The 19,573-nt window shown below is 71.5% G+C and carries 16 protein-coding genes; 13 read left to right on the top strand and 3 right to left on the bottom strand.

What is annotated here, in order from left to right; genetic code table 11:
• The first annotated feature begins 112 nt into the window (after positions 1-112).
• The 6 genes from ACIBK6_RS20525 (at position 113) to ACIBK6_RS20500 (ending at position 8,866) form a co-directional block, all read left to right on the top strand.
• A complete protein-coding gene (locus tag ACIBK6_RS20525; RefSeq protein ID WP_399052702.1) occupies positions 113-2,245 on the top strand; it encodes a glycogen debranching N-terminal domain-containing protein in 2,133 nt (710 codons plus the stop codon).
• A gap of 95 nt (positions 2,246-2,340) precedes the next feature.
• Positions 2,341-3,105, top strand: a complete 765-nt coding sequence (locus ACIBK6_RS20520; RefSeq protein ID WP_399052701.1) for an NUDIX domain-containing protein — start codon at positions 2,341-2,343, stop codon at positions 3,103-3,105.
• Positions 3,106-3,270: 165 nt separating this feature from the next.
• Positions 3,271-4,995 carry an ATP-binding cassette domain-containing protein gene (locus tag ACIBK6_RS20515; RefSeq protein ID WP_399052700.1) on the top strand — a complete coding sequence of 575 codons (1,725 nt, stop codon included), beginning with the start codon at positions 3,271-3,273 and terminating at the stop codon, positions 4,993-4,995.
• Positions 4,996-5,154: 159 nt separating this feature from the next.
• On the top strand, positions 5,155-6,039 hold the full coding sequence (locus ACIBK6_RS20510; RefSeq protein ID WP_399052699.1) for a FadR/GntR family transcriptional regulator: 885 nt from the start codon (positions 5,155-5,157) through the stop codon (positions 6,037-6,039).
• Between the two features lie 321 nt (positions 6,040-6,360).
• Positions 6,361-7,914 carry an RNA polymerase sigma factor gene (locus ACIBK6_RS20505; protein WP_399052698.1) on the top strand — a complete coding sequence of 518 codons (1,554 nt, stop codon included), beginning with the start codon at positions 6,361-6,363 and terminating at the stop codon, positions 7,912-7,914.
• Between the two features lie 133 nt (positions 7,915-8,047).
• Positions 8,048-8,866 carry a serine protease gene (locus ACIBK6_RS20500; RefSeq protein ID WP_399052697.1) on the top strand — a complete coding sequence of 273 codons (819 nt, stop codon included), beginning with the start codon at positions 8,048-8,050 and terminating at the stop codon, positions 8,864-8,866.
• Positions 8,867-8,972: 106 nt separating this feature from the next.
• Here ACIBK6_RS20500 and ACIBK6_RS20495 read toward each other — a convergent pair whose 3' ends face one another.
• Positions 8,973-9,203, bottom strand: coding sequence for a hypothetical protein (locus tag ACIBK6_RS20495; RefSeq protein ID WP_053725523.1), 231 nt, complete (start codon positions 9,201-9,203; stop codon positions 8,973-8,975).
• 434 nt (positions 9,204-9,637) lie between these two features.
• Between ACIBK6_RS20495 and ACIBK6_RS20490 the strand changes: the two genes are divergently transcribed.
• From ACIBK6_RS20490 to ACIBK6_RS20465, 6 genes are all read left to right on the top strand, one after another.
• A complete protein-coding gene (locus ACIBK6_RS20490) occupies positions 9,638-11,758 on the top strand; it encodes a type IIA DNA topoisomerase subunit B (RefSeq protein WP_399052696.1) in 2,121 nt (706 codons plus the stop codon).
• 178 nt (positions 11,759-11,936) lie between these two features.
• Entirely contained in the window at positions 11,937-12,449 is a 513-nt protein-coding gene (locus ACIBK6_RS20485) for a DUF1453 domain-containing protein (protein ID WP_399052695.1), read from the top strand.
• Positions 12,446-13,636, top strand: coding sequence for a sensor histidine kinase (locus ACIBK6_RS20480; protein WP_399052694.1), 1,191 nt, complete (start codon positions 12,446-12,448; stop codon positions 13,634-13,636). The genes ACIBK6_RS20485 and ACIBK6_RS20480 overlap by 4 nt, the downstream gene beginning before the upstream one ends.
• Positions 13,633-14,328: a response regulator gene (locus ACIBK6_RS20475; protein ID WP_399052693.1), complete on the top strand. Its 696-nt coding sequence runs from the start codon at positions 13,633-13,635 to the stop codon at positions 14,326-14,328. Before ACIBK6_RS20480 ends, ACIBK6_RS20475 begins: the two co-directional genes overlap by 4 nt.
• 98 nt (positions 14,329-14,426) lie before the next feature.
• Positions 14,427-15,026: a DUF485 domain-containing protein gene (locus tag ACIBK6_RS20470; RefSeq protein ID WP_399052692.1), complete on the top strand. Its 600-nt coding sequence runs from the start codon at positions 14,427-14,429 to the stop codon at positions 15,024-15,026.
• Positions 15,026-16,621, top strand: a complete 1,596-nt coding sequence (locus ACIBK6_RS20465) for a cation acetate symporter (protein WP_399052773.1) — start codon at positions 15,026-15,028, stop codon at positions 16,619-16,621. The genes ACIBK6_RS20470 and ACIBK6_RS20465 overlap by 1 nt, the downstream gene beginning before the upstream one ends.
• 58 nt (positions 16,622-16,679) lie before the next feature.
• On the opposite strand, the gene ACIBK6_RS20460 is transcribed toward ACIBK6_RS20465, so the two are convergent.
• Both ACIBK6_RS20460 and ACIBK6_RS20455 read right to left on the bottom strand, forming a co-directional pair.
• Positions 16,680-16,967, bottom strand: a complete 288-nt coding sequence (locus ACIBK6_RS20460; protein ID WP_399052691.1) for a hypothetical protein — start codon at positions 16,965-16,967, stop codon at positions 16,680-16,682.
• Positions 16,968-17,004: 37 nt separating this feature from the next.
• Positions 17,005-18,237, bottom strand: a complete 1,233-nt coding sequence (locus ACIBK6_RS20455; protein WP_399052690.1) for a citrate/2-methylcitrate synthase — start codon at positions 18,235-18,237, stop codon at positions 17,005-17,007.
• A 124-nt stretch (positions 18,238-18,361) separates the two neighbouring features.
• On the opposite strand from ACIBK6_RS20455, the gene ACIBK6_RS20450 reads away from it, so the two are divergent.
• Positions 18,362-19,519: a citrate synthase/methylcitrate synthase gene (locus ACIBK6_RS20450; RefSeq protein WP_399052689.1), complete on the top strand. Its 1,158-nt coding sequence runs from the start codon at positions 18,362-18,364 to the stop codon at positions 19,517-19,519.
• The last annotated feature ends 54 nt before the right edge of the window (positions 19,520-19,573 follow it).

Below are 19,573 nucleotides of genomic sequence, written 5' to 3'. Positions count from 1 at the left end.
GGGTTCTCGCGGCGTTCACCGTGGTGGCAGTGCGGCACCGGGTCGCGCGCCGCACGGGCGAGCGGATCCGCCCGGTCCGCCTTCGCGGTCCGCAACGCGCAGAAGGGTACGCATGGCATCCACCTACCCTCCCCGAACCGGCACCGGTCCTGGCACCGGCACCAGCCCCGGCGTCGCCACAGTTCCTGGCCCCAGCACCGGTACAGGCCCCGGCACCGGTACAGGCCCCGGCACCGGCCCCGCCATCGCGAGCCCGCCCGGCCCGGTTCCGTCGAAGGTCGCCGGGCCGCTCGGTGAGCTTCCGGCGGTGCACGCCGCCGTCATCTGCGTGGCCCTGCCCGGCCTCGCGGTGTCGCCGGAGCACGGCCAGCTGACCGGACGCGGGCTCGAAGGCTTCTACCAGCACGGCCGACGGCTGCTCTCCCGCTGCCAGTTGAGGGTGGCGGACCGGGAGCCGATCGCCGTTCAGGGCAGAGCGATATCGGCCGATCGCGCGAGGTTCCTCGCCGTGGTCCGCACGGCGGCGGACACCGGCCCCGACCCCGAGATCACCGTCGAGCGGCTCCGCCGGGCGGACGGCACCGAACGGATCACCCTGCGCAGTTCCTCGGCCCGGCCATTGCGGCTCCCGGTGGAAGTCGCCCTCGGGACCGACCTGGCGGACCTGGGCGCGGTCGCCGCGGGCCGCCCCGGGCCCGAACTGCCCGCCAGCGTCTACGACTCGGGGATGCGCTGGACCTCGGACGCCGCCCGCTCCACGGTGAGCGCCCAGCCGCCGCCGACCGACGCGCTCGCCTCCGCGGGGGTGCTGCGCTGGACCGTGGAACTGCCGCCGGGCGGCTCGTACACGATCCAGCTGACCATCAGGACCGACCGGCCCGTGCGGCCGCCCGGACGGATCGCGAGCCCGCTGCCCTCGGCCCAGGACACGAGGGCCGAGGGGGACGATCCGCGCGTCGGAGCGCTGCTGCACCGCAGTGTCGACGATCTCGGGGCCCTGCTGATTCGCGATCCGGCGCGCCCGGCCGATCTGTATGCCGCGGCCGGTGTCCCCTGGCGGTGCGGGTCGGCACCTGCCGAGGCGCTCTGGGCGGCCCGCATGGCGCTACCGCTCTCCACCCGGCTCGCGGCGGCCACCCTGCGCGCGCTGGCCAGGACCCAACTGACGGGTCCTGGGCCGGAGTTGGGGCGTATTCCGGGTCCGTTCAGGGATGCGGGACCGTATCTGCCGCCCGGCTGTACGGGAGTGGAGGCGACTCTCGCTTTTCCGGTGGTGCTCGCGGAGGCGCGCCGCTGGGGCCTGCCCGAGCCGGAGGTGACCGAGCTGCTGCCCGCGGCGGAGCGCTGTCTGCACTGGCTGGCCGCCGCCGTCGGGGACGACGGCTACCTCGCAGACACCGGTCCCGGGTCAGGCGGGTTCGTCCGCGCCGAGACCCAGGCGCACCTTCACCGGGCCGCGCTGCTCGGCGCGGAGCTGCTCCGCGAGTGCGGGCGTCCGGGTGCCGATGCGTGGCTTGAACGTGCCGGGGTTCTGCGGGGCCGGTTCCGGGCGGAGTTCTGGGTCGACGATCTCGGCGGTGGCCGCCCCGCGGCCGCCCGCGCCGCCGACGGTCGTCCGGTTCCGCTGCTCGGCGCGGGCGCCGCCCACCTGCTGGACACGGGGCTGCTCGGCGGCGGCCGGCCGGCACCCGGGCTGCTCGACAAGGTGCAGACCGAACAGCTGGCCCGGCTGCTCGGCAGCCCCGCGATGGACTCGGGGTGGGGGCTGCGCGGCCTCGCCGTCAAGGAGCCGGGGTACAACCCGTTCGGCCACCGGGCCGGCGCGGTGCGGGTCCACGAGAGCGCCGTCGCCGTCGCGGGGCTCGCGGCGGCGGGATTCGAGAAGGAGGCCGGCGCCCTGCTGCGGGGGGTCCTGGACGCCGCGGAGATGTTCGGTCACCGGCTGCCCGAGATGTACTCGGGGGAGCAGCGCACCGGGGACAGCGTGCCTGTGCCGCATCCGGCCGCCTGCCGGCCCGCCGCGGTGGCCGCGGCCGCGGGCATCCACCTGCTCGCCACCCTCGCCGGGATCCGCCCGGACGCCCTGGCCGGATCGGTCGCGCTCGCGCCGGTACGGTCGGCCCCGCTCGGCGCGATCCGGCTCGCGGGGCTGAGCGTCGCGGGCGAGCCGTTCACCGTACGGATCAGCAGACTCGGCGTGGGCATGGTCGAGCAGGCCGCCGCATGGCTCCAGTTGGGAGGCTGAGAGGTGTGAGCGCCATGGGAGCGGAGGCGGGAGAAGACGCGGCAGGGGGTGTCGAGGGGAGTGTTTATCGTCAGGCAGACGACTATGATCGCCGCATGTCGCCCTACGACCCGTCGGCCTTCCCGCCCTTCGCCGTGACCGTCGACCTGGTCGTGCTGACCGTGCGCCGCCATGCGCTCTGCGCGCTCGTGGTGCGCCGCGGGGAGCCACCGTTCCAGGGGCGCTGGGCGCTGCCCGGCGGATTCGTCCGCGGCGACGAGGACCTCTCCGCGGCGGCGGCCAGGGAGCTCGGTGAGGAGACGGGGCTGTGCGCCTCGGACCCGTCGGCCCCGGCTCCTGCCAACGGCGCGCATCTGGAGCAGCTCGCCACCTACGGCGATCCCAAGCGCGACCCCCGGATGCGCGTCGTCAGTGTGGCCCACCTCGCCCTCGCCCCCGATCTGCCGGCGCCGCGCGCGGGCGGTGACGCGCACAGCGCCCGCTGGGCCCCCGTCGAGGACCTGCTCAGCCAGGACGGCGGATTCGGCCGCGACGGCGAACAGCCGGCGCCGCTCGCCTTCGATCACGCCCAGATCCTGGCGGACGGGGTGGAACGCGCCCGGTCGAAGATCGAGTACTCCTCGCTGGCCACCGCCTTCTGCCCGGCCGAGTTCACCGTCGGCGAGCTGCGGCGGGTCTATGAGGCGGTGTGGGGCGTCGCTCTGGATCCGCGCAACTTCCACCGCAAGGTGACCGGTACGCCCGGCTTCCTGGTCCCGGCCGGCGGCACCACGACGCGGCAGGGCGGCCGCCCTGCCCAGCTGTTCCGGGCCGGCGGTGCCACGCTGCTCAACCCCCCGATGCTGCGGCCCGAGGTCTGACAGCGAGGCCTCGCGCTGGGGGCAGCCCTGCCCGGGACGCGCCCAAAGGCCTGACACCCGGAGCCGTACTGCCTCAATCTTGCGCCAAAAGTCCAAAATGTCGCGTTATCTTGCTGCGGTACCCCGGCCTGCCCCCGAGCCGTCTCACCTACCGCGAGAGAAGCGATGCTCCAGGCAATCGGACTTACCAGCGCCCCCCGCCGAGACCTCCCGTCCGTCGTGGACGACCTCACCTTCGAGGCGAGACCCGGGCAGCTCACCGCCCTTCTCGGCGCGCCCGGCTCGGGCCGGACAACGGCCCTGCGCCTGATGCTCGAACTCGAACCCGGCCGGGGCGTCACCTACTTCCGCGGCCGCCCCTTGCACGAACTCGCCCACCCCGCCCGTGAAGTCGGCACCCTCCTCGGCGATGTGCCCGGCCACCCGGCCCGCACGACCAGAGGCCAGCTCAAGCTGATGTGCACCGTCGCCGGAGTCCCGGTCTCGCGCGCCGACGAGATGCTTGAGGTCGTCGGTCTCTCCGGCCTCGCCGAGCACCGCCTCGGCGCCCTCTCGCTCGGCATGGACCGTCGGCTCGGCCTGGCCGCCGCCCTGCTCGCCGACCCGCACACCCTTCTCCTCGACGAGCCCGCGGAGGGACTGTCGCCCCGCGAGAACGCCTGGCTGTACGGACTGCTGCGCGGCCACGCCGACCACGGCGGCACCGTCCTGTGCACCTTCGCCGACCCGAAGGAAGCGGCCCGGGTCGCCGACCGGGTCGTCACCATCGACGGCGGTCGGCTCGTCGCCGACCAGGACGCCACCGAGTTCGCCCGAACCCGGCTGCGCCCCCGGGTCGCCGTCGCCACCCCGCACGCCGCCCGCCTCGGCGACCTGGTCAGCCGCGAGGCGCGCGCCGCCCAGCGCTCCGTCGAGGTGGTCGCCGAGGACGGAAGGCACCTGTCCGTGTACGGCAGCAGCTGCGCGGAGGTCGGGGAGACGGCCTTCCGCAACGGCGTGCTGCTTCATCGACTTGCCGACGAGATCGGCGACACCGGCCCAAGCGTCTCCGTCCCACTCCAGGAACGGCCCGCCCCGCCCAGGAGTTCCCATCCGCTGCCCATCGCCCCGCGACCGGCCCGCACCCCGCTGCGCCCCCTGCGCTACGAACTGCGCAGGCTCCTCGGCGTACGGACAACCTTCGTGCTGGCGGCGGGCGTTCTGGCTCTGTCGGCGGTCCTGGCCGTCGTGCTCGCCAGAGGGGGGCACGAGCCGCTGCCCAGGCTCCTCGCCGCTTGGCCGGGCCTGCTTCCGCTGCCGCCCGCCGCGCTCGGCGCCGGACTGTTCGGCGCACTCGCCTTCGGCGACGAATACCGTTACCCGGCGCTCGCCGCCGACCGGGGAACCGTCCCGCGCCGGCTCGGCCTGCTCTGCGCCAAGCTCGTGGTGACCGCCGCGGCGGCGCTCCTGCTGGCCGCCCTCGCGGTCGCCGTGGACCAGCAGATGCTGCGCCTCGTGTACGGAGGAGACCTGGCGGGGCTGCCGCGGGGATGGCCCGCACTGAGCGCCAGTTGGGCCGGTCTCGCCGTCGGCTGTGCCTGGGCCGGGCTGCTCGCGGCGGGGATCTTCCGAGCCACCACCGCGGGCCTCGCCGCGGTGCTGGCCGTGCCCGTCCTCGTCGTACCGCTCCTGAAGAAGGCCCTGGACGGGCCGTCGGCGCGGTCCGTCGCCGGGCTCCCCGACCGGCTGCGCGACCTGGCCTGGGTGCGGTGGCCGCACGGCCTGGACCACTGGCTCATCGGCGTTCTGCATCTGGTCGCCGAACCGGTCGGCGCCGCACTCGCGCTGTCGCTGTCCGTCCTGGTCTGCGCCTATCTGCTCACCGGCCTCCGTGCCAGGGCCCGTTGGTGATCTCCTCGGACCTGAGAGCGAGGATCTGCCCACAACTCCCTTGGGGATGCCCGCTTCTTTCCGATAAAGCGTCAATTGCGGGGACGGCGGTGATCACCCTTTCGTGTGCTTTTCACCAAAGACCTCAAGGGCCACGGGAGTCCCGCCGACAAAGGGTGCATGAGCACCCTTGCGCACACCATGATGACCGCCCGCACCGTCGACGCCGGCCTCGCGGCCCCGGGCGAACTCGACCGCTACCCCTACGCGGAGACGCGCCCGTCCGACCGGGTCGGCGCCCCCTCCTGGGACGGCGGTGACGCAGATCTCGGCCGGATGGGCCGACGCGCGGCGGGCAGCCGTGGCCGGGGCCTGCACGGCCAACTCGTCCAGCAACTCGGCCAGATGATCGTTTCCGGCGACCTCGGCGCGGACCGCCCGCTCGTCCCCGAGGAGATCGGCCAGCGGTTCGAGGTCTCCCGTACGGTCGTCCGCGAGTCCCTGCGCGTGCTGGAGGCCAAGGGCCTGGTCAGTGCCCGGCCCAACGTCGGCACCCGGGTCCGTCCGGTCAGCGACTGGAACCTGCTGGACCCGGACATCATCGAGTGGCGGGCCTTCGGTCCGCAGCGCGACGACCAGCGCCGCGAGCTGGCCGAGCTGCGCTGGACCATCGAGCCGCTCGCCGCCCGGCTGGCCGCGGGCCACGGCCGCGAGGACGTCCAGCAGCGCCTCGGCGACATGGTGGAGATCATGGGCCATGCGCTCACCCAGGCGGACTCGATCACCTTCTCGCGGGCCGATGCCGAGTTCCACTCCCTGCTGATCCAGCTCGCCGGGAACCGGATGCTGGAGCACCTCTCGGGCATCGTCTCCTCGGCGCTCCAGGTCTCCGGCAGCCCGGTCACCGGTTGTGACCGCCCCACCGATGGCTCCCTCGCCCACCACGGACGCATCGTGGACGCCCTCGCCACCGGCGACGCCATGGCGGCCGAGGCGGCCATGCGTCAACTGCTCACCGTCCACCCGGAGGTGGACCGGGTCGTTCCCGCGCCGCGCGAGCACTGACCGCAGCCCGCCGGACAGGCTGAGCCGCCGGATCCCCCGAGGGGGTCCGGCGCACTCGATTGCGGGGTATCTGCCCCTTGTGGCCGCTAAGTCTCCTTTGGGGTGTGACTCGGGCCACGAAGATTGCGCGTAACACTCCTCGGAACCATGCGATGACTTAAGAGGTAACAGCCGAGGAGGGAATACAGCGGCCATGCGTGGCGCTGTGCAGCTCCGAGGTTCAGCCCGCGCCCCCGGCACATCCCCAGCCGGTGGTCGTCGGCTCCGGCCCGATCATGGGCGGGGCCGGAAGCCGTTTTCCATCGTTTCGAGAGGTTGTTCGTGTCGGCCAGCACATCCCGTACGCTCCCGCCGGAGATCGCCGAGTCCGAGTCTGTGATGGCGCTCATCGAGCGGGGAAAGGCTGATGGACAGATCGCCGGCGATGACGTGCGTCGGGCCTTCGAAGCCGACCAGATTCCGCCGACCCAGTGGAAGAATGTTCTGCGCAGCCTCAACCAGATCCTCGAGGAAGAGGGTGTGACGCTGATGGTCAGTGCCGCGGAATCACCGAAGCGCACACGCAAGAGCGTCGCAGCGAAGAGCCCGGCGAAGCGCACCGCCACCAAGACGGTCGCGGCCAAGACGGCCGTGACCACCACCAGGACCGTCGCCGCCTCCGCGGCCCCGGCCGAGACCGTGGACGTGCCGGCCGACGAGGCCGGGGACGCCCCCAAGAAGGCCGTCGCCAAGAAGACGGTGGCCAAGAAGGCCGTCGCCAAGAAGACGGTGGCCAAGAAGACCGCGGCGAAGAAGACCGCCGCCAAGAAGGGCGACGACGAGGAAGTCGTCGAGGGCGACGAGCTCCTCGAGGACGCCGCGCCCGGCAAGGGTGACGACGAGGAGCCCGAGGGCGAGAGCAAGGGCTTCGTCCTGTCCGACGAGGACGAGGACGACGCTCCGGCCCAGCAGGTCGCCGTCGCCGGTGCCACCGCCGACCCGGTCAAGGACTACCTGAAGCAGATCGGCAAGGTCCCGCTCCTCAACGCCGAGCAGGAGGTCGAGCTCGCCAAGCGCATCGAGGCCGGCCTGTTCGCCGAGGACAAGCTGGCGAACGCCGACAAGCTGGCGCCGAAGCTCAAGCGCGAGCTGGAGATCATCGCCGAGGACGGCCGCCGCGCCAAGAACCACCTCCTGGAGGCCAACCTCCGTCTGGTGGTCTCGCTGGCCAAGCGTTACACCGGCCGCGGCATGCTCTTCCTGGACCTCATCCAGGAGGGCAACCTCGGTCTGATCCGCGCGGTCGAGAAGTTCGACTACACCAAGGGCTACAAGTTCTCCACGTACGCCACCTGGTGGATCCGTCAGGCGATCACCCGCGCCATGGCCGACCAGGCCCGCACCATCCGTATCCCGGTGCACATGGTCGAGGTCATCAACAAGCTCGCGCGCGTCCAGCGCCAGATGCTCCAGGACCTGGGCCGCGAGCCCACCCCGGAGGAGCTGGCCAAGGAGCTCGACATGACCCCTGAGAAGGTCATCGAGGTCCAGAAGTACGGCCGTGAGCCGATCTCGCTGCACACCCCTCTGGGCGAGGACGGCGACAGCGAGTTCGGTGACCTCATCGAGGACTCCGAGGCGGTCGTGCCGGCCGACGCGGTGAGCTTCACGCTCCTCCAGGAGCAGCTGCACTCGGTGCTCGACACCCTGTCCGAGCGCGAGGCGGGCGTGGTCTCCATGCGCTTCGGCCTCACCGACGGCCAGCCGAAGACCCTGGACGAGATCGGCAAGGTCTACGGCGTGACCCGCGAGCGGATCCGCCAGATCGAGTCGAAGACCATGTCGAAGCTGCGCCACCCGTCGCGTTCGCAGGTGCTGCGCGACTACCTCGACTAGGTCGCGGTCGTACGTCGTCGAGGGCCCGGTCTCCGCAGGGAGGCCGGGCCCTCGTGCGTGGGCGCGCGGGTGCGGTGCGTGGCGGGCTGGCTGACGCTGGGTGTGCCTGTGTCACCGAGAGTCAGGAGACCGTATGCGCCGCCCCATCGCCCGAGCCGTCACCGGAGCGGCCGTCCTTGCGGCCGCAGCCCTGGGGACACCCCTGCCCGCGACCGCTGACAGCGTCGTCATCGGCGGGCAACCAGTGAAGATTGCCGACAGCCCCTGGGTCGTGGCGATCTCCAGCCGTGACCGGTTCGGAGGTACGCGCGGGGGCCAGTTCTGCGGGGGAGCGGTGGTCTCGCCCACCAAGGTGCTGACGGCCGCGCACTGTCTGCGCCGCGACGTGCTGGGGGGGGACGTGTCACAGGTACGGGATCTCAAGGTGATCGCGGGCCGCACGGATCTGCGTTCGGCGGCGGGCCAGGAGATCGTGGTGAGCTCCGCCTGGATCAATCCGGGCTACGACCCGGGCAGCAACGCGGGCGACTTGGCGGTGCTGACGCTGGCCAGTCCGCTGCCCGCCTCCTCCGTGATCGCGACGGCGGGAGCGGCCGACCCCGGGTACCAGGCGGGTACCCGGGCCATGGTCTACGGCTGGGGCGACACGTCGGGCCGCGGCAGCTACCCGACGGCGCTGCGCGCGGCCCACGTCTCCGTACTGGAGGACGGGGCCTGTGAGCGCGCCTACCCGCCGAACTCGGACGGAACGTACCTCCGGTCCACCATGGTGTGCGCGGGCGATCCTGCGGGCGGCCACGACGCCTGTCAGGGCGACAGCGGCGGACCGCTGGTGGCCGGTGGCCGGCTCATCGGCCTGGTGTCCTGGGGGAACGGCTGTGGCCTGGCCGACAGCCCCGGGGTCTACACCCGGGTGTCCGCCGTGCCCTGGCCGACGGGCGGGACCGGCTGACCGGGGGGTTGCCAGGGCATGAGAACGGGCGGCCACTCCCCCTGCACGGGGAGTGGCCGCCCGTCGCCGGTCCTGGACCGGCCCTGGCTCGTCGTGATGCGAGGTGTCAGCGATCCTCGTCGCCTGCGGACTCGGGCACCGCCGTGAGGCGGTCCGTCTCGTCCTGTATGTCGGCGGCGATCTTCTTCAGCTCCGGCTCGAACTTACGTCCGTGGTGAGCACAGAAGAGCAACTCGCCGCCGCTGGTCAGGACTACGCGAAGGTAGGCCTGTGCGCCGCAACGGTCGCAACGGTCGGCGGCCGTCAGGGGGCTCGCGGGGGTCAGAACAGTAGTCACGTCGCCTCTTCTCTAGCTCGACGAGCTGTCGTACCAGGGTCAACATCCAACCAGGCCGAAAACGTTCCCGCTCGTGGCTTTTCCTCGAAACTTCTTGGTCAAGGTGGCTGTCTGCTGCCGGTTGGCGGCGAATGAGCCGTATTGCTTCGCTTTACGGGTTTCGCGTTGCTTGTCTTGGTTGGCCCTCCCGGCGGGGTTGCCGGTTGTTCATGAGGACGTGCCCGGAGCCTAAATGGTTCATGCCCGGATGGGAACGTGATATCCGCATCACCCCAACGAGGGATCGAACATGTTTGCGATGCTGGACTAGCATGAGGATTCGCGAGGGTGGCGTTACAACGGCTCTACCAGGCCTCGGTACCCTCTGACCGGCGACCGACGCCGACCCCTTACCCATCAGGGGCGCAATTGAAATTCAGCGAGGAGCGAACTGCGTGACCGCCGAGACGTCCGTTCCGTCCACTGCGCTGCTGAGCGGGGCAGACCGCGACGGCTCCAACTACACCGCTCGGCATCTGCTCGTACTCGAAGGCCTCGAAGCGGTCCGCAAGCGACCCGGCATGTACATCGGGTCCACGGACAGCCGCGGCCTGCTGCACTGCCTCTGGGAAATCATCGACAACTCCGTCGACGAGGCCCTGGGCGGCTACTGCGACCACATCGAAGTGATCCTGCACGACGATGCCTCCGTCGAGGTCCGTGACAACGGACGGGGCATCCCGGTCGACGTCGAGCCCAAGACCGGCCTCTCGGGCGTCGAGGTCGTCATGACCAAACTGCACGCCGGCGGAAAGTTCGGCGGCGGCTCCTACGCCGCGTCCGGCGGCCTGCACGGCGTGGGCGCCTCCGTGGTGAACGCGCTCTCGGCCCGCCTCGACGTCGAGGTCGACCGCAACAGCGCGACGCACTCGATCAGCTTCCGCCGCGGTGTGCCCGGCATCTTCACCGAGCAGGGCCCCGACTCGCCGTTCGACCCGGGCAACGGGCTGCTCAAGGGCAAGCGCGTGCCCAAGAACCGCACGGGTACGCGGGTGCGCTACTGGGCCGATCGCCAGATCTTCCTGAAGGACGCCAAGCTCTCCCTGGAGACGCTCTACCAGCGCGCCCGTCAGACGGCCTTCCTGGTGCCGGGGCTGACCATCGTCGTGCGCGACGAGCGCGGTCTGGACGGCGAGGGCAAGACCGAGGAGACGTTCCGCTTCGACGGCGGGATCAGCGAGTTCTGCGAGTACCTGGCGCAGGACAAGGGCGTCAGCGACGTGCTGCGCCTCACCGGCCAGGGCATGTTCAAGGAGACCGTCCCGGTCCTCGACGACCGCGGCCACATGACGCCCACCGAGGTCACCCGGGAACTGGGCGTGGACATCGCGCTGCGCTGGGGCACCGGCTACGACACCAACCTCAAGTCGTTCGTGAACATCATCGCCACCCCCAAGGGCGGCACCCACGTCACCGGCTTCGAGCGCTCGGTCACCAAGACCGTCAACGAGGTGCTCCGCTCCGCCAAGCTGCTGCGGGTCGCCGAGGACGATGTCGTCAAGGACGACGCCCTGGAGGGGCTGACCGCGGTCGTCACCGTCCGGCTCGCCGAGCCGCAGTTCGAGGGCCAGACCAAGGAGGTCCTCGGCACCTCCGCGGCCAACCGGATCGTCGCCAATGTGGTCGCCAAGGAGCTCAAGGAGTTCCTGACCTCCACCAAGCGCGATGCCAAGGCGCAGGCCAGGTCCGTCCTCGACAAGATCGTCGCGGCCGCCCGCACGCGCATCGCGGCCCGCCAGCACAAGGAGGCGCAGCGCCGCAAGACGGCCCTGGAGTCCTCCTCGCTGCCGGCCAAGCTGGCCGACTGCCGCAGCGACGACGTGGAGCGCAGCGAGCTCTTCATCGTTGAGGGGGACTCCGCGCTCGGCACCGCGAAACTGGCTCGGAACTCCGAGTTCCAGGCACTCCTGCCGATCCGCGGCAAGATCCTCAACGTTCAGAAGGCGTCGGTCTCCGACATGCTGAAGAACGCCGAGTGCGGCGCGATCATCCAGGTCATAGGGGCGGGCTCCGGGCGCACCTTCGACATCGACGCGGCGCGGTACGGCAAGATCGTGCTGCTCGTCGACGCCGATGTCGACGGCGCGCACATCCGCATCCTGCTGCTGACCCTCTTCCAGCGCTACATGCGCCCGATGGTCGAGGCGGGCCGGGTCTTCGCGGCCGTCCCGCCGCTGCACCGGATCGAGCTGGTCCAGCCCAAGAAGGGCCAGGACAAGTACGTCTACACGTACTCGGACAGCGAACTGCGCCAGACGCTGCTGGAGTTCCAGCGCAAGGGCGTCCGCTACAAGGACGCCATCCAGCGCTACAAGGGCCTCGGCGAGATGGACGCCGACCAGCTGGCGGAGACCACCATGGACCCGCGCCACCGCACCCTGCGCCGGATCAACATCGGCGATCTGGAGGCCTCCGAGCAGGTCTTCGACCTGCTGATGGGCAACGAGGTGGCGCCGCGCAAGGAGTTCATCACGAGCTCCGCGGCAACACTGGACCGGTCGCGCATCGACGCCTGACCCCGGATTGACGAACGCCGGTTCGCGGACTCCCGCGGACCGGCGTTCGTCATCTCCACCCACGGGTGGAGCCCAAACCTCCACCTGCGGTCCACCCCTGCTCCGATGCCTCTGACCAGGTCGTTTCCGTACCTTCGAAGACGTACAGACACCTCGATCCCGTCGTCCGGAGGCACCGATGTCCGCGCTTTTCAACGTGTTGATCGCCATCGCGGTGGTGGCGCTGATCCTGGTCCGCCAGTTCAAGCCGCAGCAGCTGAGCGGCTCCCGCTGGTGGGTCGTCCCCGCCGTGCTGGGGTTCCTGGCGGTGAAGGACGGCGGGCTGATCGATCCGCACCACCACGCCGCGTCCGTCACGCTGCTCGGCGCGGAGCTGGTGATCGGCGTGCTCATGGGTGTCGGCTGGGCCTGGACCACGAAGATATGGACCGAGTCCGACGGCACGGTGTGGAGCCGGGGGACCAAGGCCACCGCCGGGGTCTGGGTCGCGGGCATCGTCCTTCGCGTGGGGCTCGCGGGCCTCGGTGCCGTGGCCGGCATCCACATGGGCACCGGCGCCGTCCTGCTCGCCCTGGCCGCGTCCCTCCTCGTCCGCGGCGGCGTCCTGATGTGGCGGGCCCGTCCGGCCCTCACGTCGTACGGTGTTGCTGCGGAAGGCTCCCCCCGGCAGGTGTGGAAGGACCGCGTGTGACCCTGGAGACCTGGCTCAGCTGGCCCTCGCGGGAAGCACTCTCGCGAGCGGACCAGACCCGTGCCAAACGCAATCTCGCCCGGACCATCAGGGCGCTGGTGCTCGGCGCGCTCCTCTGGTCCACCTTCACCAGCCGGGCGGGTGCCGGGAGTTGGATCGTGGCGGCCGGAGTGGCCGTCGTGGTGACCTGCGCCCTGCTGGCCCGCGCGTTCTTCCGCTTCACCCTCGACCACCGGCTCTTGCCGTCGCTCCTCTCGCTCCTGCTGGTGATGGGCGCGGCGGCCGGGGCCAGGCAGACGGGGTGGGAAGTGCTCGCGCTGATCCTGTGGTGCGGTTGCGCGGTGACGGCGCTCGAACGGCTTCCGCTGGCGGTCGCCGTTCCGTGCACGGTCGCGGCCCTGGGCGCGTACGCCCTGGTCAACAATGACAACTGGCTGACCACGGGGGTGACCACGGCCGGGCTCGGACTCGCCGGATATGTGCTGCGGCTCGATGCGGAGGCGCGCGGCACGGCCGTGCGGCTCCTCACCCAGGAGCGGGCGGCGCGGGCCGCCGAGGCGCAGTCGGCCGCGCTGGGCGAACGGGCCAGGATCGCGCGCGAGATCCACGACGTACTGGCGCACAGCCTCTCGGCGCAGTTGGTGCACCTGGAAGCGGCCCGGCTGCTGATCGAGAGGGAGCCGCCCGGGGAGTTCCGCGACCGGGTCCTGGAACGGGTGGTGGCCGCCCGGGGCATGGCACGGGACGGGCTCGCCGAGACCCGACAGGCGCTCTCCGCGCTGCGCGGCGAGCTGACCCCGGTCGAGGACTTCCTGCACACCCTCGTCGAGGGACCGGGCGGCGGGGGCGGGTCGGCCCCCGGTACCCGGGTCCAGGTGGAGGGAGAGCCCAGGGCGCTGCCCGCGGAGGCCTCGCAGACCGTGCGAAGGGTGGCGCAGGAGGCGCTGACGAACGTGCGCAAGCACGCGCCGGGGGCGGTCGTGGCCGTACGACTGGAGTACCTGCCCCATGAAGTGGCCCTGGAAGTACGGGACTCGGGCGGCCGGAGCAGCGCGGCGGAGCTCGCTGTCAGTGGCTCCGGATACGGTTTGCTGGGGATGAGGGAACGCGCCGAACTGCTCGGCGGGACCCTTGAGGCCGGGCCGGACGAGGAGGGCTTCGTGGTGAGACTGAGGGTGCCCGCATGACGGGGGACGGACCCGGGGCACGGGGGAGCGTCACAGTGGTCGTGGCCGACGACCAGTCCGTGGTGCGCGAGGGAATCGTGATGCTGCTCGGGCTGCTGCCGGGCATCGAGGTCGTCGGCTCCGCGCGGGACGGCGAGGAGGCCGTCGCCCTCACGGCCGAACTGGCTCCGGACATCGTGCTGATGGACCTGCGGATGCCGCGGTGCGACGGCGTCGAAGCCACCCGTCGTATCCGGGCCGGGCATCCCGGTACCGAGGTGGTGATCCTCACGACGTACGCGGACGACGACTCGCTCTTCCCGGCGTTGAGGGCCGGGGCCCGCGGCTACCTCACCAAGGACGCCGGCGGCGAAGAGATCATGAAGGCGATACACGACGTGCTGGCCGGGCAGGCCGGTCTCGCACCCTCGGTGCAGCGTCGGCTTCTGGAGCGGGTCACCGCGCCGCCGCCCGCCACCGCACCGGCCGAGCTCCCGGACGGGCTCACCGCGCGCGAGGGCGAAGTGCTCGCTCTGGTCGCCGAGGGGATGTCCAACCCCGAGATCTCGCGGGCCCTGCACATTTCCACCGCCACCGTGAAGACCCACATCAACAACATCTTCGGCAAAACCGGGGTGCGTGACCGGGTCCAGGCCATGCGGTACGCCTATCGCCACGGACTGGCTCAGCCACCGGGCAGCTCCATCACCTAATGGGGTGAAGCGCGGGCAGAGGAGAGTCCGCCGCCAGTCCCCTCTGCCCATCCTTGGGCACGCGGTCGAACGGGGTCGTGGACAAGGAGAACTGTTCGGTGGAGAAGCAGGAAGGGCGTGATCCCGCGGCGGCGCGGATCGACGACCCCTGGTACGACGCCCTCGCCTCCGGGTGGGGCGAGCTGGACGGCGAGACGGTGTCCGCGACCGTGTCCGCCCAGCATTCCGCCGACGAGGACAGACGTCTCAGCGCGGCCGAGATCTATCTCGAAGTGCACCGCAGTGCCGCCTTCCAGGAGGTGCGCCGCCGCTACCGCCGCTTCGTCGTCCCGGCCGCTCTCGCCTTCTTCGCCTGGTACCTCTGCTATGTGATCACTGCGGTCACCGCCCCCGGCCTCATGGCCCGCCCGGTGGCGGGCGCGGTGAACGTGGCGATGGCCGCCGGACTCGCCCAGTTCCTCTCCACGTTCCTGCTGACCTGGGCCTACGCGCGCCATGCGCGGCTGCGGCGGGACCGCGCCGCGCTGGAACTGCGCTGGGTCGTGTTCGAGCAGAACCAGCAGAGCCGGCAGCACGAGCAGAGCCAACAGAGTCGGCACGAACAGAGCCGGCGGAGCCAGCACAGCAGGCAGACCGGGCAGAGCCGCCGACGCCCCCGCATCAACGGGCAGGGAACGACACGGGGGACCACCAGGTGATCGTCGGCGGGGACCATCAGACTCTGGCGCTGCTGCTGTTCAGCGCGTTCGTGGCGGCGACGCTCGCCATCACCACCTGGGTGAGCCGCGACCGGCACGGTTCGGCCGAGGAGTTCTATGCGGGCGGGCGGCTGTTCTCGCCCCTGGAGAATGGTTTTGCCATCGCGGGCGACTACATGTCGGCCGCCTCCTTCCTCGGCATCTCCGGACTGATCGCGCTCTTCGGCTACGACGGAATGCTGTACTCCGTCGGCTTCCTCGTCGCCTGGCTGGTGGTGCTGCTGCTCGTCGCCGAACTGGTCCGCAATTGCGGGAAGTTCACGCTGGCCGATGTGGTCGCCGCCCGGATGAGCGAGCGCCCGGTGCGGATCGCGGCGGGAACTTCTTCGGTCACCGTGTCCGTTCTCTATCTGGTGGCGCAGATGGTCGGCGCGGGCAGCCTGGTCGCGCTGCTGCTCGGCGGCACCAGCGAGGCCGCGCGGAACTGGACGGTCATCGGGGTCGGCGCCCTGATGGTGGTCTATGTGTCGCTCGGCGGGATGCGGGCCACCACCTGGATCCAGATCGTGAAGGCCGTCCTGCTCATGGCCGGAACGATCGCCCTCGTCGTGCTGGTGCTGCTGCGCTTCCACGGCGACATCAACCTGCTGCTCAACACTGCGGCCGAACACAGCGGCCACGGAAAGGAGTTCCTCGCACCCGGCCTCAAGTACGGCGGGGACTGGACGGCGCGGCTCGACTTCATCAGCCTGGGGCTTGCCCTGGTCCTCGGCACGGCCGGACTGCCGCACATCCTCTCGCGGTTCTACACCGTGCCGACAGCGCGGGCCGCGCGCCGCTCGGTCGTCTGGTCCATCGGTCTCATCGGCGGCTTCTACCTGATGACGATCGTGCTCGGCTTCGGCGCGGCCGCCGTGGTCGGCTCGGACGAGGTGAAGGCGTCGAATCCCGCCGGGAACACGGCCGTCGCGCTGCTCGCCTACAACCTGGGAGGCGGCGCGGGCTCCACAGGCGGAACGGTTCTCTTCGCGGTGGTCGCCGCCATCGCCTTCGCCACGATCCTCGCGGTCGTCGCGGGCATCACCCTCGCGTCCTCGGCGTCCGTGGCCCACGATCTGTACGCCTCGCTCAGGCGGCGGCACGCCAAGCAGCGCAGCGAGGTGGCGGTCGCGAGGGTCGCCGCGGTGGGGATCGGCGCGGTGGCCATCGCCCTGGGGCTGCTGGCGCGCGACCTCAACGTGGCGTTCCTGGTCGGCCTGGCCTTCGCGGTGGCCGCCTCCGCGAACCTTCCGGTGCTCCTCTACTCGCTGTTCTGGCGGAACTTCACGACACGGGGTGCGGTGTGGTCGGTGTACGGGGGGCTGGTCCCGGCGCTGTTCCTGGTGCTGGTCTCGCCCGTGGTCTCCGGCAGCCCCGAATCGCTGTTCCCCGGGGTGGACTTCCAGTTCTTCCCGCTGCAGAACCCGGGGTTGATCTCCATCCCGCTCGGTTTCCTCGCGGGCTGGCTCGGCACCGTGACCTCACACGAAGCTCCGGACCACGTGAAGCACGCGGAGGCGGAGGTCCGGGCGCTGACGGGGGCGGGAGCGGTGTAGCCACCTCTTTCCGGATCCAGCGCCCCGCTCACACCCGTCTCCTGGTCCAGCGCCTCGCTCAGTGCGTCGGGCAGGACGAGACTTCTCGGTGCGCGAGGACGTCGCTCGGGTCGGTGGAAACGACCCGGCCGATCCGCCCGGTGTGGGTGTGCCACCGGCGCACCCCGCGTGTGTCCGTGATCACCACGTACTCGGTGCCGGTTGCCCGCCGGATCAGCTCGGCCGCCACCTGCACAAGGCCGTCGGCGGAAGGGCGGGAGGCCACCAGGTCGCCGGAGATCCGAGGCTGGGCGGCGGTCGCCTCGGCGATGGCGTGCGCGCGCCGGATCGCCCAGAGACCGGCCAAGTCGCCCGGGAATCAACCCAGTTCAGGACCGGAGCCGTCAGACGGGCAGTGGGCGCGGTGGCCGCGGGCCGATGTAGTGGCCGCTCGGGCGCATCCGGAGCGGCCGTTCCGCGTACTCCTCCAGCGCGTGCGCGATCCAGCCGGCCGTGCGGGCCACCGCGAACACCGTCTCGCCGGCCTCGGCTGGCATGCCGAAGGCGACGGTCATCACCGCGAGCGCCAGATCGACATTGGCGTGCAGATCGGTGTGCCGGGCCGTCGTATCGACCACATCGCGCGCCGCGGCGAGCGCGTCGGAGGCCTGCGGGATCGCGTCGAGCAGCGCGAACAGGGCGCGGGCGCGCGGGTCTTCGCCCGCATACAGCCGGTGGCCGAGACCGGGCACGCGCCGGCCGGAGCGCAGATGGTCGGCGACGACCGGCGCCGCGCTGCCGCGTTCGAGCACCTCGGCCAGGGTGCGGTGGGCCAGGCCGCTCGCGGCGCCGTGCAGCGGCCCCTCAAGCGCGCCGAGGCCCGCCGAGACCACGGCGTACGGATGGGCCCGCGCGGAGGCCGCGACGCGGGCGGCGAGCGTGGAGGCGGCCAGATCGTGGTCGATGAGCAGCGCAAGTGCCGTGTCCAGCAGGTCGATCGACTGCTCGTCAGGCCGCTGCGGGGTGAGGCGCTGCCACAGCTGCCAGGCCGTCCGGCCTTCGCCCCGGTGCCGCTTGCCCGCCGTCGGCAGGGCGCCGACCAGGGTGGGGATCAGCATGCGGGCGCAGCCGAGCACCGCCGTGGGGTCCAGGTCGAAGCGCAGCGGGTCGGCCGCCGAGACCGCGACCGCCGCGACCCGCAGCCGGTCCATCGTGCTGCTGTGCACGGGCAGCGCGTCGACCGCGAGCCGGGCCGCGTCGAGGAACGGCTGGGGTGCGGTGAACCGCGGGCCGTGCGGCAGCTCCCCGGTCCACACCCACTCGGCGACCTCCTCGAAGCCGTACGCTGACGCCAGCTCCACCGCGTCGACCCCGCGGAAGTAGTAGTGGTCCTTGTCGATCAGTGTGAGGGCGGTGCGGAACGTCAGCTCGCCGCCCGCGGCGGCGGACACCGCCTCCCGCCGGCCGCTGCGCCGGGCCAGCGCCTCGACCTCCTTGGCGTCGAAGGTGGAGCCCCGCCCGCCGGGCGCCCGCTCACTGCTCAGCTGCCCGCGGCTGACGTACGCGTAGACCGTTTCGGGTTTCACGCCGAGCCGCTCCGCCGCCTCGCGCGTGGTGAGCCGTGCCTGATCAGTCATGGGGGTCACCGTATCCATATTGCGTACCGTATGCACCGTACACATATTGATTAAATCAACATTGACAGCATTGAGTCAATCATGGACAGTCAAGTCAACATGGAGGACTGAAGGAGGCAGCAACATGGCCAGCACCACCACCGCCCCGGCCGCGGTACCCCGCGGGCTCGCGGGCGTCGTCGTGACGGACACCGAACTCGGGGACGTCCGCGGCCGCGAGGGCTTCTACCACTACCGCCAGTACTCGGCCGTCGAGCTCGCGCAGAGCCGCGGTTTCGAGGACGTCTGGCATCTGATGTTCCACGGCGAGCTGCCCGACGCGGCGGCCCGCGCCGCCTTCACCGCCCGCACCGCCGCCCTGCGCCACCTGCCCCGGGGCGTACGCGAGGCACTGCCCGGCATCGCCCGCACCGGCGCCCTGTCGGGACCGCTCGCCGGACTCCGTACCGCCCTCTCCCTGCTCGGCGCGGCCAAGGGCTTCCGGCCGGTGTACGACCTGGACGCCGAGCGGCGCGCCGAGGACGCGCTGGCCGCCTGCGCCGCCGTGCCCACCCTGCTGACCGCGCTGCACCGGCTCGGCCAGGGACTGGAACCGGTCGAGCCCCGCGACGATCTGCCGTACGCCGCCAACTACCTCTACATGCTGAGCGGTTCGGAGCCCGAGCCCGAGCGCGTACGGGCCGTCGAGCAGTACCTCATCTCCACCATCGACCACGGCTTCAACGCCTCCACCTTCACCGCCCGCGTGGTCGCCTCCACCGGGGCCGATGTCGCGGCCAGCCTGGTCGCGGCGGTCGGCGCGCTCTCCGGGCCGCTGCACGGCGGCGCCCCCAGCCGCGCCCTGGACACCCTCGACGCCATCGGCACACCCGACCGCATCGACGGCTGGATCCGTGAACGCGTGCTGGCCGGCGACCGGATCATGGGCTTCGGGCACCCCGTCTACCGCACCGAGGACCCCCGCTCGCGCATGCTGCGCGGGATCGCGGAGGGCTTCGGCGGGCCCCTTGTGGAATTCGCCGTCGAGGTGGAGCGCCAGGTCGAGGAGATCCTGGCCGAGCTGAAGCCGGGCCGCGAGCTGCACACCAACGTGGAGTTCTACGCCGGGGTCGTCATGGAGCTGTGCGGGCTGCCCCGCGAGATGTTCACCCCGACGTTCTGCGCGGCCCGGGTGGTCGGCTGGAGCGCCAATATCCTGGAGCAGTCGGCGGACTCGAAGATCATTCGCCCGGCGGCCCGCTATGTGGGACCGCCCCCGCCGCAGCCCGTACCCGCCGTCTGAGAGCCTTGGTCCGCATCCCGTCCGCCGGACCGGACCCGGACTCCGAGAAAGGCC

Source organism: Streptomyces sp. NPDC050485, assembly GCF_044458185.1.
Classification (GTDB): Bacteria; Actinomycetota; Actinomycetes; order Streptomycetales; family Streptomycetaceae; genus Streptomyces.
The sequence above is the reverse complement of the archived record's forward strand: the minus strand, read 5'-3'. Positions and strand labels throughout refer to the sequence as shown.

Excerpts from the sequence above, each read along its gene's own strand:
- ACIBK6_RS20500 (WP_399052697.1), top strand. The coding sequence starts at position 8,048 with ATGCGCCGCCCCATCGCCCGAGCCGTCACCGGAGCGGCCGTCCTTGCG.
- ACIBK6_RS20515 (WP_399052700.1), top strand. The coding sequence starts at position 3,271 with ATGCTCCAGGCAATCGGACTTACCAGCGCCCCCCGCCGAGACCTCCCG.
- ACIBK6_RS20455 (WP_399052690.1), bottom strand. The coding sequence starts at position 18,237 with ATGACTGATCAGGCACGGCTCACCACGCGCGAGGCGGCGGAGCGGCTC.
- ACIBK6_RS20485 (WP_399052695.1), top strand. The coding sequence starts at position 11,937 with ATGTCCGCGCTTTTCAACGTGTTGATCGCCATCGCGGTGGTGGCGCTG.
- ACIBK6_RS20525 (WP_399052702.1), top strand. The coding sequence starts at position 113 with ATGGCATCCACCTACCCTCCCCGAACCGGCACCGGTCCTGGCACCGGC.
- ACIBK6_RS20510 (WP_399052699.1), top strand. The coding sequence starts at position 5,155 with ATGAGCACCCTTGCGCACACCATGATGACCGCCCGCACCGTCGACGCC.
- ACIBK6_RS20520 (WP_399052701.1), top strand. The coding sequence starts at position 2,341 with ATGTCGCCCTACGACCCGTCGGCCTTCCCGCCCTTCGCCGTGACCGTC.
- ACIBK6_RS20475 (WP_399052693.1), top strand. The coding sequence starts at position 13,633 with ATGACGGGGGACGGACCCGGGGCACGGGGGAGCGTCACAGTGGTCGTG.
- ACIBK6_RS20450 (WP_399052689.1), top strand. The coding sequence starts at position 18,362 with ATGGCCAGCACCACCACCGCCCCGGCCGCGGTACCCCGCGGGCTCGCG.